Source organism: Streptomyces collinus Tu 365, from assembly GCF_000444875.1.
GTDB classification, from domain to species: Bacteria; Actinomycetota; Actinomycetes; order Streptomycetales; family Streptomycetaceae; genus Streptomyces; species Streptomyces collinus_A.
Genome location: NC_021985.1, coordinates 1,783,718 through 1,799,640, shown reverse-complemented (window position 1 = coordinate 1,799,640; position 15,923 = coordinate 1,783,718). Strand labels below are relative to the sequence as shown.

The window sequence follows — 15,923 nt, the reverse complement described above, 5'->3', positions numbered from 1 at the left end:
AAAGACCCGACGTGACCCCCCACACCCCCAACCGCCCCCACCCCCGGCTGCGGGCCGTCCTCTTCGACATGGACGGCACCCTCGTGGACACCGAGCGCCTGTGGTGGGAGGCGGTCGAACAGGTCGCCGGACGCGCGCTGACCGACGCCGACCAGCCGGAGGTGCTCGGCCGCCCGGTGGAGCACACCGCCCACTGGCTCGCCACGGCCACCGGCACGCCCGCCGCCCGGCTCGCCGCCGACCTGCACCGCGAGTTCGCCGAGCGCGTCCGCACCGGTGTCGTGCCCCGCCCCGGCGCCGTCGAGCTGCTGGACGCCCTCGCCGCCGACCGGATCCCGGCCGCCCTGGTCACCGCGTCCCCGCGGGCGGTCGCCGACGTCGTGCTCGACGCGCTGGGCGCCCACCGCTTCGCCACCTCCGTCACCGCCGACGACACCGCCCGCACCAAGCCCGCCCCCGACCCCTACCTCGCCGCCTGCCGTAACCTCGGCGTCGACCCGGCGGCCTGCGTCGCCGTCGAGGACACCGCGACCGGCGTGGCCTCCGCCGAGGCGGCCGGGTGCGCGGTGCTGGCCGTGCCCTCGCTCGCGCCGATCGCCGAGGCGCCCGGCCGGACCGTCCGGGACAGCCTGACCGGGGTCACGGCCGCCGGCCTGGAACGCATGGTCGTGCCCCGGCTCCGCGTGATGAGCTGGAACCTGTGGCTCGGCGGCAGCCAGGTCGACGATCACCGCGCCAAGCAGGTCGCTGCGGTCCTCGCCGCCGGTGCCGACGTCGTCGGGCTCCAGGAGACCGGCGGGACGGCCGCCCAGGAGCTGGCCGAGGCCCTCGGCTGGCACCACCACCGGGCCGGCGAGAACCTCGGCATCCTCAGCCGCCACCCCGTCACCGCCCGCTTCGGCGACCCGGACGTGGGCTTCTACGGCGCGGCCGGGGTCCGGATCGCGGTCGCACCCGGCCACGAGGTCGACGTCTGGACCGCACACCTGCACTACACGCCGTACGGGCCGTACGAGGCCGCCTTCGACGGACTGCCGGCCGACGAGCTGACCGCCCACGAGGAGCTGCGGCTCGGCCAGCTGCGGGACGCGCTGGACCGTATCGCCGGGTCCGCGCGCGAAGGCGTCCCGGTCGTGCTCGTCGGCGACTTCAACTGCCCCTCGCACCTGGACTGGCCGGACGTACGGTGGCCGGTGACCGAGGCGGCCGAGAAGGCGGGGTTCGCCGACTCCTTCCGCGAGGCCCACCCCGACCCCGCCGCCGAACCCGGGCACACCTGGTCGCCCGTCCATCCGGTGCACGAGGACGGCAGCGGGCGGCCCGAACCGCAGGACCGGATCGACTACGTCCTGCACCACGGACTGACCGTGCTCGACTCCCGGACGCTGGTCACCGGCACCCCGCGGCCCTGGCCGGACGTGGCGGGCAACGAGTGGCCCTCGGACCACGCGGCGGTCGTCACGACCTTCACCCTGCCCGTCGGGTGACCAGGGGTTACCGAAGGTCACCATTGCGTGGCCGGTAATGATCCCGTAGGTTGTGCCGGACTTTCTACCGACTGGTAACACCGGCAGGTATCCATGCGCTGGCCCCTCGGCCGTCCCACCACCGTCCGCTCGCGGATCGTGGCGCTCGCGCTCGCCCCGGCCGTCGCCCTGATGGCGCTGTGGAGCTTCGCCATGGTGTCGGTCACGGCCGAACTGCGCGCGCTGATCCGGCTCCAGGGGGTGTACGAGGACTTCGGCACCCCCGTGGACACCGCCGTCGGGCAGATCCAGATCGAGCGCCGGATGTCCGCCGCCTACCTCGGGACCCGCCGCGGCACGGCCGCCGCCGGAGACCTGCTGGGCCAGCAGCGCCGCACCGACCGGGCCGTCGACGCCCTGCGCCAGGCGGTCCGGGACGGGGACCGCGACCGGCTCACCGACCGCCAGCGGCAGGCCCTGGACACCATGGTCGCCGCCACCGGCAGACTCGAAGGACTGCGCGAACGCGTGCTCGCCAGGGACATCACCTGGGACCGGGCGGTCGACGCCTACAGCGCGCTGGTCGAGCCCGGCTTCGACGTGCAGTCCACGCTCACCGCGCTCCAGGCCGGGCAGCTCGCCCGCGAGGCCCAGGTCGTCACCGAACTCGTCCGGGTCCGCGAGTTCGTCTCCCGGGAGGACGCCCTGGTCGCCGGGGCGCGCGCCGCCGGCACCCTCACCGACCGGCAGTACGACATGCTGACCTCGACGATCGAGGACCGGCGCGTCTTCGAGCGCACCTACGTGCCCGACCTGCCCGCCGACTCGCGCGCCCTGTTCGTACGGTTCCAGAGCGACGGCACCTACCGCGCGCTGGCGCGGGGCGAGGACGCGCTGCTGCGGGCCGGTGCCGGGCGGGCCGGGCAGGCCGTCGCCGCCGACACCTGGCGGTCCACCACCGACCGGGCCGTCCAGCGCTACATGCGGCTGTGCACCCGCTCCGCCGAGAACTCCGCCGCGCGCGGGCGTGCCTTCGCCTATCACGAGCTGACCAGGGCCGCCGTCGTCGGCGCGGCCGGGCTCGCCGCCGTGACGCTGTCCCTGTGGCTCGCGGTACGCGGCGCCCGGCGCATCTCGCGCCGTCTGGAGACCCTGCGGGACGAGGCGGACGTGCTCACCACCCGGCAGCTCCCGGACGTGATGCGCAGGCTGAGCGCGGGGGAGCGGGTGGACGCGCTCGCCGAGGCGCCGCCACTCGCCGCCGACGAGACGGGGGACGACGAGATCGGGCAGGTCGCCCGCTCGTTCAACACCGCGCGGCACGCCGCGGTGGAGGCCGCCGTCACACAGGCCGGCCTGCGCCGGGGCCTGTTCGCCGTGCTGCTCAACATCGCCCGGCGCAACCAGGCGCTGGTGCACCGCCAGCTCAAGCTGGTCGACACGCTGGAGCGGCGCACGGACGACCCCGACGTGCTGCGCCAGCTGTTCCGCATCGACCATCTGACCACCCGTATGCGCCGGCACGCGGAGAGCCTGATCATCCTCTCCGGGGCGGCGCCCGGCCGGCGCTGGCGCGGGCCCGTGCCGGTCGCGGACGTCGTCGCCTCCGCGGTGAGCGAGATCGAGGACTACACCCGCGTGGTGGTCCCGCCGATGCCCGAGACCGCCGTCGCGGCGGACGCCGTGGCCGACATCGCCCACCTGCTCGCGGAGCTGCTGGAGAACGCCACGGTGTTCTCGCCGCCGCACACCCAGGTCACCCTGCGCCCGGGGCGGGTCGGCGGCGGCTTCGTCCTGGAGATCGACGACCGCGGCCTCGGCCTCGACGCCGAGCAGCGCGCCCACGCCGAGCGCACCCTCACCGACCCCGACGCCTTCGACCCCACCCGCCACGACCGGCTCGGCCTGTACGTCGTTGGCCGCCTCGCCGCCCGTCACGGCATCACCGTGACCCTCCGCGACTCGCCGTACGGCGGCACGACGGCGGTGGTACTGCTGCCCCGCGGGGTCCTGGCCGAGGTGGAGGGTGCGGGCGGTGGGGGTGTGGGCCTGGGCGCGGCTGCGGGTCCCGGCCCGAGGGCGGTGGCCGGTGCGGGTGCGGCTGGGAGCGGTGCCGGTGCGGTGGCCGTGGACGGCGCCCGCGCGGGGAACGTGGCCCGCTCCGTCGCCGGTGTCGCGTCCACTGCTGGTGCGGAGGCGGGCGCCGGTTCGGCGCAGGCCCCCGGCTCCGTCGCCGGGGCCGATCCCGCTGGTGGTGAGGGCACCGCCGCTGATGCCGCTCCGGAGCCCGGTGCCGAGCTGCCGTTTCGCGGGCGGCGTCCGGAGGCGGCCGAGCTGCCGTCGCGGCGGCGGAGAGTACCCGACGCCGCTGACCCCCCTCCCGGGCCCCCTGCTGCGCAGCCGCACCCCGGGCAGCGGCCCGAGGCGGGCGAGCCCGCGGTGGCGCTGCCGTCGAGGCGGCGGAGCGCGGCCGGGGCCGTGCCCGAGGCGCCGGAGGCGCCCGGTGCCCCCGTGCTGCCCACCCGCACCCGGCAGGCTTCCCTCGCCCGGGAGCTGCGTGAGGAGCCGCCGCCACGGGCCGCGGCGCCCGCCCGCGAGATCGGCGCCGACGAGATGCGCGCGATCTTCGGCGCCTTCCAGCGAGGCCTGGACCGCGGCCGCAAGGGCCTGCCCGCGGCCGGCGGCCCGGACGGACCCGACGGAGAGGGCCGCCTCGCCGACGGCGGCGAGTCGATCACCGGCATCACCCGCGTCACCGACGCCGCCGGCCCCACCGACGCGGACGCAGTGCCCACCCACGCCGACGAAGGGACGGACACCGACGATGCACGGTGACGACCAGAACCCCGAGAACCCGTCCCCGGTCGCCGGCGCGCCGGGGACGGACCTCGGCTGGCTGCTCGACGACCTCGTGGCCCGCACGGACCACGTCCGCCAGGCCGTGCTGCTCACCGCCGACGGTCTTGCGCTGAGCAGCTCGGACGGCATGCGCAGACGGGACATCGAGCACCTGGCCGCCGTCTGCTCCGGCTTCCACGGCCTCGCCCGCTCGGCGGGGGAGCGGTTCGAGGTTGGGGAAGTGCGGCAGACCATGGTCATGCTGGAGGACGCCTACCTCTTCATCACCCCCGCCGGGCACGGCAGCCGCCTCGCCGTGCTGAGCGAGGCGGGCACCGACGTCGGACAGCTCGCCCACGAGATGGCCCTGCTCGTCCGCCGTCTCGGCCGCCACCTGGACGCCGCCGACCGCTCGGCCTCCTGACCCGCCGGTGAGCGACGAGCACTGGTACGAGGACGAGACCGGGTCGATGGTGCGCCCCTACACGGTGACCCGCGGCCGCACCCGGCCCTCGGGCGCGCACCCCATCGACCTGATGTCCCCGGTCAGCGCGCTGGACACCGGCACCCCAGGACCGGACGTCGACCACGCCCGCGCCGCCCTGCTCGACCTCATCAGGCGCGGCCCGCGACCGGTCGTGGAGCTGGCGGCCGACGCCGACCTGCCGCTGACCGTCCTGCGGGTCCTGCTCGGCGACCTGGCCGAGGCGGGCCTGGTCCGCATCGGCGAACCGAGCCGCGTCACGGCGGACGGCCCCGCCACCGATCCGGCGCTGCTGCGGGAGATCATGGACCGGCTGCGGGAGCTGTAGACCCCGGGCCGGGCACGGCCTGGAGCCGCGGCTGCCACGGCAGCCCCCTGCAGGTGGGGGACCCGAGCCCGGCCGCGTCCGGCGGTGGACCGGAACCGGCACCGGGCGCGCGCAACGAATCGCCGCCCGGCCCGGTCTCCACGCAACGAACCGCGCACAGGCGCGCAACGGCTCCCGCTTGTCCGGCCGAGCGCGGCGACCGTACCGTCTTCGTGGCCCCCGAAAACCCGGCCGGGCCGCCCAGAACCCCCCGCTTCCCCGGTGAGGACCCCGCATGCGCACCGCCCTGCTCCAGAGCTCCGGCCGCCCCGGCTCCGTCGCCGAGAACCTCGAGGTCCTCGACGCCGCCGCGGGCCGCGCCGCCGCCTCCGGCGCCGCGCTGCTGGCCGCGCCGGAGATGTTCCTCACCGGGTACGCGATCGGCGACGACATCGCCCGCCTCGCCGAGCCCGCCGACGGCGACTCCGCCGACGCGGTCGCGGACATCGCGGGGCGGCACGGCCTGGCCGTCGTCTACGGCTACCCGGAGCGCGACGGCGAGACGGTGTACAACTCCGCCCAGCTGATCTCCGCCGACGGCACCCGGCTCGCGAACTACCGCAAGACCCACCTCTTCGGCTGCGCCGAGCGCGACCACTTCACCCCGGGCGAGCAGTCCCTCGTGCAGGCCCGGCTGGGCGGCCTGACCGTCGGCATCATGATCTGCTACGACGTCGAGTTCCCGGAGAACGCGCGCGCCCACGCCCTGGCCGGCACCGACCTGCTCGTCGTGCCGACCGCGAACATGCACCCGTTCCAGTTCGTCGCCGAGTCCCTGGTGCCGGTGCGCGCCTGGGAGAACCAGATGTACGTCGCGTACGTCAACCGGGTGGGCCACGAGGGCGAGTTCGAGTTCTTCGGGCTCTCCGCCCTGGCCGGGCCCGACGGGATCGCCCGCAGCCGCGCCGGCCGCGGCGAGGAGCTGATCGTCGCCGACGCCGACCCCGCCTTCCTCGCCGCCTCCCGCGAGGCCAACCCGTACCTGAAGGACCGCCGTCCCGGCCTGTACGGGTCCCTGGTCTGACCCCACCGGGGCCCTGACCCGGCCCCCCGGACCCGTCCGCCCCCGACGAGCCCTCCCCGAACCACCCCCGCGCAAGGAGTCCGTACCCCATGACGTCCACGGTGCCCAACGCCGTCGAGCACGCCGACGAGCAGCAGCCGCCGATCACCATGTTCGGCCCGGACTTCCCCTACGCCTACGACGACTTCCTCGCCCACCCGGCGGGCCTCGGCCAGATACCCGCGACCGAGCACGGCACCGAGGTCGCCGTCATCGGCGGCGGTCTGTCCGGCATCGTGGCCGCCTACGAGCTGATGAAGATGGGCCTGAAGCCCGTCGTCTACGAGGCCGACCAGATCGGCGGCCGGCTGCGCACCGTGGGCTTCGAGGGCTGCGACGAGTCGCTGACCGCCGAGATGGGCGCCATGCGCTTCCCGCCGTCCTCCACCGCGCTCCAGCACTACATCGACATGGTGGGCCTGGAGACCCGGCCGTTCCCGAACCCGCTCGCCGAGGCGACCCCGTCGACCGTGGTCGACCTCAAGGGCGAGTCGCACTACGCCGAGACCGTCGCCGACCTGCCCCAGGTGTACCGGGACGTCGCCGAGGCCTGGAACAGGTGCCTCGAAGAGGGCGCCGACTTCTCCGACATGAACCGCGCCATGCGGGAGCGGGACGTGCCGCGCATCCGCGAGATCTGGGCGAAGCTCGTCGAGAAACTCGACAACCAGACCTTCTACGGCTTCCTCTGCGACTCCGAGGCGTTCAAGTCCTTCCGGCACCGCGAGATCTTCGGCCAGGTCGGCTTCGGCACCGGCGGCTGGGACACCGACTTCCCGAACTCCATCCTGGAGATCCTGCGGGTCGTCTACACCGAGGCCGACGACCACCACCGCGGCATCGTCGGCGGGTCCCAGCAGCTCCCGCTGCGCCTGTGGGAGCGCGAGCCGGAGAAGATCGTCCACTGGCCGTACGGCACCTCGCTGAAGAGCCTGCACGCGGACGGCGAACCGCGCCCCGCCGTGACCCGGCTGCACCGCACCGCGGGCAACCGGATCACCGTGACGGACGCGAACGGCGACATCCGCACGTACCAGGCGGCGATCTTCACCGCCCAGTCCTGGATGCTGCTGTCCAAGATCGCCTGTGACGACTCGCTCTTCCCGATCGACCACTGGACCGCCATCGAGCGCACCCACTACATGGAGTCCTCGAAGCTCTTCGTGCCCGTCGACCGGCCGTTCTGGCTGGACAAGGACGAGGAGACGGGGCGGGACGTCATGTCGATGACGCTCACCGACCGCATGACCCGCGGCACGTACCTGCTGGACGACGGCCCGGACAAGCCCGCCGTGATCTGCCTGTCGTACACCTGGTGCGACGACAGCCTGAAGTGGCTGCCGCTGTCCGCGAGCGAGCGGATGGAGGTCATGCTGAAGTCGCTCGGCGAGATCTACCCGAAGGTCGACATCAGGAAGCACATCATCGGCAACCCGGTGACCGTCTCCTGGGAGAACGAGCCCTACTTCATGGGCGCGTTCAAGGCCAACCTGCCCGGTCACTACCGCTACCAGCGGCGCCTGTTCACGCACTTCATGCAGGAGTCGCTGGCCGAGGACAAGCGGGGCATCTTCCTCGCCGGCGACGACATCTCCTGGACGGCCGGCTGGGCCGAGGGCGCGATCCAGACCGCGCTGAACGCGGTCTGGGGCGTCATGCACCACTTCGGCGGCGAGACCGACCCGACCAACCCGGGCCCCGGCGACGTCTACGACGAGATCGCTCCGGTGGAACTGCCCGAGGACTGACCGGTACCCACCTGGGCACGCGGACCTGGGCGCGGGTGGCCGGCCGGATCAGACCCCGGCCGCCCGCGCCTTCTCGAACACCTCGGCGGCGACGTCCTTGAGCTCCTGCGCGTCCCGCGTGGCCGCCTGGAGATCGACCAGGATCTCGTCCAGACCCAGCTCCGCGTGCTGGACCAGGTCCGCCACGATCTGGTCGGCGTCGCCCTGGAACGGCCGGCGGTCGTCGCCGTCGTACGGCTTGGCCGAGTGGACCGCGTTGACGCGCAGCACCGTCCGGATGGGCTGCTGACGGCCCCGCTCGGCGGCCAGGTCCTGCAGCTCGGCCCACTGGGCGGCGATCTGCTCGACCCCGGCGCCCACCGGCAGCCAGCCGTCGGCGTGGTCCACCAGCCGGCGCAGCGCCCGCTTGCCGGACCCGGCGAGGAGGATCGGGATGGGGCGGGCCGGCTTGGGCCCGACCACGGCCGAGTCGATCCTGCTGACCGGGCCGTCGTGCACCACCGGGTCCGGGCCCCACACCGCCCGGCACACGTCGATCAGCTCGTCCATCACCTTGCCGCGCTCCTCGAAGGGGCGCACGCCCGCCGCCGCGTACTCGTCGTGGGACCAGCCGGTGCCGAATCCGGCGAGCACCCGGCCGCCGCTCGCCGCGTCCAGCGTGGCGAGGGCCTTGGCGAGCTGGAAGGGCAGGTGCAGCGGTGCGACCAGCACACTGGAGCCCAGCTCGACGCGTTCGGTGGCGGCGGCCGCGAGCGTGAGGGTGACCAGTGGCTCGGCGACACCCCGGTAGGAGTCGGGCCAGGGCAGTCCCGGTACGCCGTACAGACCCTGGGTGGCCGGCTCCGGGTAGAGGGCGCGCTCGTAGACCCAGAGGCTGTCGTATCCGATCCGCTCGGCCGTGCGCGCCACGTCGGGCACGTCCCTGCCGAGGTCGTACTGCCGGTTCTGCGGGAGACCGAGTCCGAGCCGAGTAGCCATGTGTCGTGAGCTCCTTCGTGATCGGTTGCCGCTTCAACCTACAGAGACCGGGGCGCGGTTTCGGGAGGCCCGGCGCAGGTTGGCCGGAACGGCCCCGTCAGCCGCCGCACGGGGTCAGCAGCATGCGGCTCGCGAAGCCGACCGCCGCGTCCAGGCGCTCGGTGAACTCCTCGGCGACGTCGTCGCAGTGGCGCAGCGCCCACAGCGCCCGGGCCGCGGCCCAGGTCGCGTCCCGGGCCCGGTCCAGGCTCCAGGAGCCGAGCAGGTGGGTGACCGGGTCGGCGATCTGGAGCAGGTCGGGACCCGGCATCAGGTCCTCGCGGATGCGCTCCTCCAGCGCGCACAGGAGATCGCCCACGCGGTCGAACTCGTCCTCCAGGTCGCCCGGGTCGCAGCCGAGTTCACGGCAGGCGTCCACCACGGCGAGCGCCAGGTCGTGCCCGATGTGGGCGTTGATGCCCGCCAGCGCGAACTGCAGCGGCCGTACGCCGGGATGGCGGCGGAACTGGAACAGGGGCCGCCAGCAGGCGGGCGGCCGGTGCCCCCGCTCCGCCGCGTCGACCGCCGACAGGTACCGCTCGGCGAACCGCACGTCCAGCGCGGTCGCCGCCCCCGGGTCCGGGAACGCCCCGGCGTCCAGGAGCCGGCCCACCTCCCCGGTGACGGTGAGGTAGACGCGGTTGAACACGGCGACCCCGTCCCGCTCGGGCAGGCCGGCGTCGAGCGCGCGCATCCGCGCGAGCACGGCGTCGACGGGGGTGGTGAAGTGCTCCAACTGCGCCATGGGGGAAGGGTCCCAGCCGCGCACCGCCCCGTGGGCCGACCGGACCGGTGCTTCGCCGGAACGGGGGAACGCCGGCCGCCCGACTACGCGCCCGTGCGCTCGTCGCCCTCGTCGTCGTAGGTGGACGTGCCCTCGTCCAGCAGCGGCTCCTGCGGCTTGAGGTGGGCGGGTGCCAGGGCGCGCAGGGCGTGGTAGCCGGTGATGACGACCAGGGTGCCGAGCGCGATGCCGCTCAGGGTGAAGTGCTCGCTGAACTTCATGGAGACGTTGCCGACGCCGATGATGATGCCCGCGGCCGCCGGGACCAGGTTCAGCGGGTTGCGCAGGTCCACCTTGGCGTTGATCCAGATCTGCGCGCCCAGCAGGCCGATCATGCCGTAGAGGATGACGGTGATGCCGCCGAGCACGCCGCCGGGGATCGCGGCCACGACCGCGCCGAACTTCGGGCAGACGCCGAACAGCAGGGCGAAGCAGGCGGCCGCCCAGTAGGCGGCGGTGGAGTAGACGCGGGTCGCGGCCATCACGCCGATGTTCTCGGAGTACGTGGTGTTGGGCGGGCCGCCGACCGCCGTGGACAGCACCGAGGCGACGCCGTCGGCCGAGATCGCGGTGCCGAGCTGGTCGTCGAGGCGGGTGCCGGTCATCTCGCCGACCGCCTTGACGTGCCCGGCGTTCTCCGCGACCAGCGCGATGACCACGGGCAGCGCCACGAGGATCGCCGACCACTGGAAGGACGGGCCGTGGAAGGAGGGCAGGCCGATCCACTCCGCCTTCGAGACGCCGGAGAGGTCGAGCCGCAGGTGGTCGGTGACCTTGCCGCTCGCGTTCACCGAGTGGATCGGGCCGAGGACCTGGTCGAACACCCAGGAGATGCCGTAGCCGAAGATCAGGCCCAGGAAGATCGCGATCCGGGACCAGAAGCCCCGCAGGGCGACGACCGCGAGACCGGTGAAGAGCATCACCAGCAGCGCCGTCCACTGGTCCTGCGGCCAGTAGGTCGAGGCGGTCACGGGAGCCAGGTTGAAGCCGATCAGCATGACCACGGCGCCGGTGACGATCGGCGGCATGACGGCGTGGATGATGTGCGCCCCGAAGCGCTGCACCGCGAGCCCCACCAGGAAGAGCACGGCGCCGACCACCAGCACCGCGCCGGTCACCGTGGCGCTCGTGCCGCCCTGGGCGCGGATGACGGCGGCCACCCCCACGAACGACAGGGAGCAGCCCAGGTAGCTCGGCACCCGGCCGCGGGTGGCGAGCAGGAAGATCACGGTCGCCACGCCCGACATCATGATGGCCAGGTTGGGGTCGAGGCCCATGAGCACGGGGGCCACGAAGCTGGCCCCGAACATCGCCACGACGTGCTGGGCGCCGAGGCCCACCGTGCGCGGCCAGGAGAGCCGTTCGTCGGGGCGTACCACCGCTCCGGGCGCGGGGGTGCGCCCGTCACCGTGCAGCTTCCAGCGCACGCCGAGGTCCATGGTGGGGTTTCTCTTTCTCTGTACGTGAAGACGGTCCGAACCATTGTCAGGGTTACCTGGCCGCCCTACGCTCACCTGGTCCCACTCATGAACTGTGTTCACATGTATGACTAGTGATCGAGTGATGATCGGAGAGTCCGATGGGTGGAAGATCCCGTGCGGCCGTACTGCTGGCCGCGTTGGTGAGCCTCGCGGCGGTGCTCGTTCCCGGCGCCCACGCCTCCGTGCGCGCCACGCCCGGGGCCCGGGCATCGGCCCACGCCGAGCCCGGGGCCCCGCGGACGGTCGTCCTGGACGGCGCCCGTCTGCAGCGGACCCGGGCCCGTCTGCCGCATGACCCCCGGCTGCGGCGTGCGCTGCGGGACCTGACCGACCGGGCCGACACCTGGCTGGACCAGGGCCCCTGGACGGTCGTCGACAAGCCGAGGCCCGCCCCCGGCGGCGACGTCCACGACTACCTGAGCCAGGCCCCCTACTGGTGGCCCACCACGGCCCCCACCGCCCAGAACCCCTGGGGCTGCCCCTACGTCCAGCGGGACGGGCAGCGCAATCCCGAGGTCGACACCGGCACCGACCGCCAGGACGCCGAGAAGGTCTTCGACTCCACCTACGACCTCGCGCTCGCCTGGTACTACACCGGCAGGCGGAGCTACGCCGAGAAGGCCGGGCGGATCCTGCGCACCTGGTTCCTGGACCCGGCCACCCGGATGAACCCCGAGCTGGACCACGCCCAGTTCATCCCGTGCAAGTACGACGGCCGGGCCATCGGCATCATCGACTTCTCGCAGTCGTACACCGGCGTCCTCGACGCCCAGGCGATCCTCGCCGCCGGCGCACCCGGCTGGAGCCGCGCGGACCGCACCGCGATGAACCGGTGGAACACGGACTTCCTCGGCTGGCTGAAGGGCGGCGACTTCGGTCGGCAGGAAAGCGCGGCCGCCAACAACCACGGCACCTTCTACGACCTCCAGCTCGCCGCCCTCGCCCGCGCCACCGGTGACACCGGCCTCGCCCGGCGGACCGTGCTCGACGCCCGCGCCCGGCGTATCGACCCGCAGATCGCCGCCGACGGGAGCCAGCCGCAGGAACTCGCCCGCACCCGGAGCTGGCACTACTCGGCCTTCGACCTGGTCGCCTACACCCGGCTCGCGGCCGTCGGCAGACACGTGGGCGTGGACCTCTGGTCCCACCGGGGGCCGGACGGGCAGAGCCTGTTCCGTGCGGTCGACTACCTGCTCCCCGCCGCGACCGGCGCCGCCGCGTGGCCGCACCCCGAACTGGAGTTCCTGCGCTACGCGGCGAGCGACGTCGTGCACGCGGCGGCCGACGCCGGCGACGCGGCGGCCGAGGCGGCCGTGCCCCGGCTCCAGGCGCCGCCCGGCGGTGACCTGTGGGCCCTGCGGCCCGCCGCCGAGCAGTTGGACTCCATCGCCGGCTGACCGCCTGGCCGTCTGACCAGGGGCTTCCCGACCGGGGCTCCTGAGCGGTCGCTTAGTATGGAGGTGTCCCCACCGCCCCTACGCCGCTCAGGAGCCCCTCCCGTGACCGCCGAAGCCCCGACCGCCCCCGCCCTCCCGTACGGCCGGCTGATCCCCGTCACCGTCCACTTCGACGACCTGGACGCGCTCGGGCTGCTGCACAACGCCCGCTACCCGCTGATGGTGGAGCGCGCCTGGACCGAGCTGTGGAACGGGCACGGCGTCCGCTTCGACGGGGACTGGGCGGCCGCGGGCGACGCCTGCAACGCGGTGCGGGAACTGACCATCGGCTACGAGGCGCCGGTCACCCGTCCGGGCACCTACGCCGTCCACCTGTGGCTGGAGCGGCTCGGCACCACCGGCCTGACCTACGGCTTCCGCTTCTGCTCGGCCGACGGGACGCGGACCTACGCGCGGGGCACCCGGGTGCTGGTCCGGCTGGACGCGACCACCCTGCGCCCCGCGCCGTGGAGCGAGGGGTTCAGGACCGTGGGTCGGGAACTGCTGCGGCCCGCGGACTGACCTGGGGCGCGCCGCCGCGCTCGGCGGTGCGCAGGACGCCGGCGAACACCGCGAGTCCGCAGGCCAGCACGGTCACCACGCAGAACGAGACCATCAGGCTGGTCGCCTGGGCCACGCCGCCGATCAGGCCGGGCGCGATCAGCCCCGAGGTGTAGGTGATGGTGGCCACGCCCGCGATCGCCTGGCTGGGGTGGGGGCCCGCGTGTCCGGCCGCCGCGAAGCAGAGCGGCACGACCACCGCGATCCCGAGCCCCATCAGTCCGAACCCGGCCATCGCCACCACCGGGTGTCCCGCGACGACGATCAGCAGACCGCCGAGGCCCGCCACGACACCGCCGGCCCGGACGGTGCGGACGGCGCCGAACCGGTTCACCACCGCGTCCCCGGCGATGCGGGCCACCGCCATGGTGAGCATGAAGCCGGTCGTGCAGGCCGCCGCCACCCCGGCCGAGCCGTCCAGCCGGTCCCGCAGGAACACGGCCGACCAGTCCAGGCTCGCCCCCTCGGCGAAGACCGCGCAGAAGCCGACCGCGCCGATCAGCAGCGCCGAGCGGGGTGGCAGCGCGAACCGCGGCGGCGGCTCCTCGTCCTCGGCCGGCTGCAGGTCGAGCACCCAGGTGCAGGCCACCAGGCCGAGCGCGGTGAGGGTCGCGGCGGCCAGCGCGAAGTGCAGGCGCGCGTCCGAGCCCAGATGAGCGGCGAGCGTGCCCGCGGCCGAGCCGACGAGCGCGCCGGCGCTCCACATGCCGTGCAGGCCGGACATGATCGACTTCTCCAGCAGCCGCTCCACCTCGACCCCCAGCGCGTTCATCGCCACGTCGGCCATGCCCGCGCTGGCGCCGTAGGTGAACATCGCCAGGCACAGGGTCCACAGGTTCGGCGCGAGCCCCGGCAGGACCAGGGAGAGCGTCCACAGCGTGAGCAGCCCGCGCAGGGCGGCGCGGCTGCCGAAGCGGTGACTGATCCGGCCCGCCAACGGCATCGCGCACGAGGCGCCCAGCGCCGTGAACGCCAGCGCGAAGCCGAGCTGCCCCGCGCTCAGCGAGGCGTGGTCCTGGATCCACGGCACCCGGGTCGCGAAGGACCCGGTCACCGCACCGTGTACGGCGAACACGGCCGCCACGGCGTACCGGGCGCGCCTGGCTTCCCCGCGCGTGCAGGCCACGTCACCCATGTTTCCAGCCCTCCCCGGGGGCGCCCCACCGCGCCCCACGCTGTTCCGCCGTAAACTATCAGGGACCCTGCCTGATAGATAGTGAGCGTTCGCGCCGTTCCGCGTCTGGGAGGATGCCCGTCATGCCCGCATCACCGAGCACCGCCCGGGCCATCAACGACCGGCTCGCCCTGCGGCTGCTCCAGCAGGAAGGCCCGCTCACGGCGGGGCAGTTGAAGCAGCTCACCGGACTCTCCCGGCCCACGGTCGCGGACCTCGTCGAACGGCTCACCGCCTCCGGTCTGATCGCGGTGGTGGGGGAGTCCGGCGAACTGCGCCGGGGTCCGAACGCCCGGCTGTACGGCATCGTCGCCGACCGCGCGCAGCTCGCCGCGCTCGACGTCCGCACCGAGGGCGTCGTCGTGCTGGTGTCCGACCTGGTGGGCCGGGTGCTGGCCGAGGTGTCCGTGCCCATCGGCGGCGACACCGGGACCGGACCGGCCGTGGAGCAGGTGGTGACGGCGGTGGAGCGGACCGCGAAGGAGGCCGGCGCCGACCGGCTGCACACCGTCGGCATCGGGGCGCCCGGGCTCGTCGACCCCGCCACCGGCGACCTCCGCGACTCCGGCGGGCTGCCCGCCTGGCACCGGCGGCTGGCCGCCGCCCTGCAGGAACGCCTGCCCGAGGCGCGGGTGACGGTGGAGAACGAGACCAACCTGGCCGCCCTGGCCGAGCAGCGCGAGGGCGCCGCCCACGACCGGGACACCTTCGTACTGCTGTGGCTGGGCCACGGGGTCGGCGCGGCGGTCGTGCTGGACGGCGCCCTGCGCCGCGGCGCCTCCGGCGGCACCGGCGAGATCGGCTTCCTGCCGGTCCCGGGGACGGCCTCGCCGCCCTCGGCCAGGGACTGCGACGGAGGCTTCCACTCACTGGCCGGGGCCGCCGCGATCGGCGCGCTGGCACGCGAGCACGGCCTGCCGGCGGCGGACGGCACGGACGGACCCGGTGCCGCCGGGGCGGTGGGCGCGGCGGTGGCGCTGCTCACCGGCTCTCCGGTGGCGGCGAACGGTCCGGCGGACCGCTTCCTCGACGCCCTGGCCGGCCGGATCGCCGTCGGCGCCGCCTCCGTGGTCGCCATCCTCGACCCCGGTTGCGTGGTCCTCGGCGGAGAGGTCGGCCGGGCCGGGGGAGCGGTGCTCGCCGCCCGGGTCGAGGACCGCCTGCGGGGCATGTCCCCGTTGCTCACCGAGGTCCGCCCCAGCATCCTCGGCGGCACGGCGGTCCTGCGCGGAGCCCTCCTGACGGCGAGGGACCGCGCTCAGGACGAACTGTTCGGACCCGCGGTCCACTGAGGACGACGGGGCGGGGTGGCCGCGGCGTCCGGGGGCCGCGACGCGGGCGCGGCACGCGCTGGAGCGGCCCGGCGGCGGGCAAGGGCCGTCGACACCGCCACCGGGCCCGATCGCACCCTAAGAGGACTAGACCAATGGGGTCAATGGTCCGGACCAATTGACGCATGAAGAAGTGCAGCCGGGACGGTCTGTGAGTGACCCCACACATATTC

General features: G+C 74.2%; 13 protein-coding genes. 9 read left to right on the top strand and 4 right to left on the bottom strand.

Annotated features, from left to right (window positions below):
- The first annotated feature begins 11 nt into the window (after positions 1-11).
- From B446_RS07460 to B446_RS07435, 6 genes are all read left to right on the top strand, one after another.
- Entirely contained in the window at positions 12-1,487 is a 1,476-nt protein-coding gene (locus B446_RS07460) for an HAD-IA family hydrolase (RefSeq protein ID WP_020938814.1), read from the top strand.
- Positions 1,488-1,580: 93 nt separating this feature from the next.
- Entirely contained in the window at positions 1,581-4,301 is a 2,721-nt protein-coding gene (locus B446_RS07455) for an ATP-binding protein (protein ID WP_020938813.1), read from the top strand.
- Positions 4,291-4,728 carry a roadblock/LC7 domain-containing protein gene (locus B446_RS07450; protein ID WP_020938812.1) on the top strand — a complete coding sequence of 146 codons (438 nt, stop codon included), beginning with the start codon at positions 4,291-4,293 and terminating at the stop codon, positions 4,726-4,728. Before B446_RS07455 ends, B446_RS07450 begins: the two co-directional genes overlap by 11 nt.
- Positions 4,729-4,735: 7 nt before the next feature.
- Positions 4,736-5,116 carry a DUF742 domain-containing protein gene (locus B446_RS07445; RefSeq protein ID WP_020938811.1) on the top strand — a complete coding sequence of 127 codons (381 nt, stop codon included), beginning with the start codon at positions 4,736-4,738 and terminating at the stop codon, positions 5,114-5,116.
- A gap of 274 nt (positions 5,117-5,390) precedes the next feature.
- Positions 5,391-6,179 carry a carbon-nitrogen hydrolase family protein gene (locus B446_RS07440; protein ID WP_020938810.1) on the top strand — a complete coding sequence of 263 codons (789 nt, stop codon included), beginning with the start codon at positions 5,391-5,393 and terminating at the stop codon, positions 6,177-6,179.
- 89 nt (positions 6,180-6,268) lie between these two features.
- Positions 6,269-7,966, top strand: coding sequence for a flavin monoamine oxidase family protein (locus B446_RS07435; protein WP_020938809.1), 1,698 nt, complete (start codon positions 6,269-6,271; stop codon positions 7,964-7,966).
- 48 nt (positions 7,967-8,014) lie between these two features.
- Here B446_RS07435 and B446_RS07430 read toward each other — a convergent pair whose 3' ends face one another.
- The 3 genes from B446_RS07430 to B446_RS07420 all read right to left on the bottom strand — a co-directional run bounded on the left by B446_RS07430 (position 8,015) and on the right by B446_RS07420 (position 11,206).
- A complete protein-coding gene (locus B446_RS07430) occupies positions 8,015-8,944 on the bottom strand; it encodes an LLM class F420-dependent oxidoreductase (protein WP_020938808.1) in 930 nt (309 codons plus the stop codon).
- Positions 8,945-9,041: 97 nt separating this feature from the next.
- On the bottom strand, positions 9,042-9,728 hold the full coding sequence (locus B446_RS07425; protein WP_020938807.1) for a DUF5995 family protein: 687 nt from the start codon (positions 9,726-9,728) through the stop codon (positions 9,042-9,044).
- Between the two features lie 83 nt (positions 9,729-9,811).
- Positions 9,812-11,206: a uracil-xanthine permease family protein gene (locus B446_RS07420; protein WP_020938806.1), complete on the bottom strand. Its 1,395-nt coding sequence runs from the start codon at positions 11,204-11,206 to the stop codon at positions 9,812-9,814.
- A 140-nt stretch (positions 11,207-11,346) separates the two neighbouring features.
- Here B446_RS07420 and B446_RS07415 point away from each other — a divergent pair, with 140 nt between their 5' ends.
- Together B446_RS07415 and B446_RS07410 are read left to right on the top strand one after the other, a co-directional pair.
- Complete coding sequence (locus tag B446_RS07415) at positions 11,347-12,645, top strand: alginate lyase family protein (RefSeq protein ID WP_020938805.1); 1,299 nt, start codon at positions 11,347-11,349, stop codon at positions 12,643-12,645.
- Between the two features lie 102 nt (positions 12,646-12,747).
- Positions 12,748-13,206 carry an acyl-CoA thioesterase gene (locus tag B446_RS07410; protein ID WP_020938804.1) on the top strand — a complete coding sequence of 153 codons (459 nt, stop codon included), beginning with the start codon at positions 12,748-12,750 and terminating at the stop codon, positions 13,204-13,206.
- Here the strand turns inward: B446_RS07410 and B446_RS07405 are convergent.
- Positions 13,166-14,380, bottom strand: a complete 1,215-nt coding sequence (locus B446_RS07405) for an MFS transporter (RefSeq protein WP_020938803.1) — start codon at positions 14,378-14,380, stop codon at positions 13,166-13,168. The two genes, B446_RS07410 and B446_RS07405, sit on opposite strands and share 41 nt — an antisense overlap.
- Before the next feature lie 122 nt (positions 14,381-14,502).
- Between B446_RS07405 and B446_RS07400 the strand changes: the two genes are divergently transcribed.
- Complete coding sequence (locus tag B446_RS07400) at positions 14,503-15,711, top strand: ROK family transcriptional regulator (protein ID WP_020938802.1); 1,209 nt, start codon at positions 14,503-14,505, stop codon at positions 15,709-15,711.
- Positions 15,712-15,923: the final 212 nt, after the last annotated feature.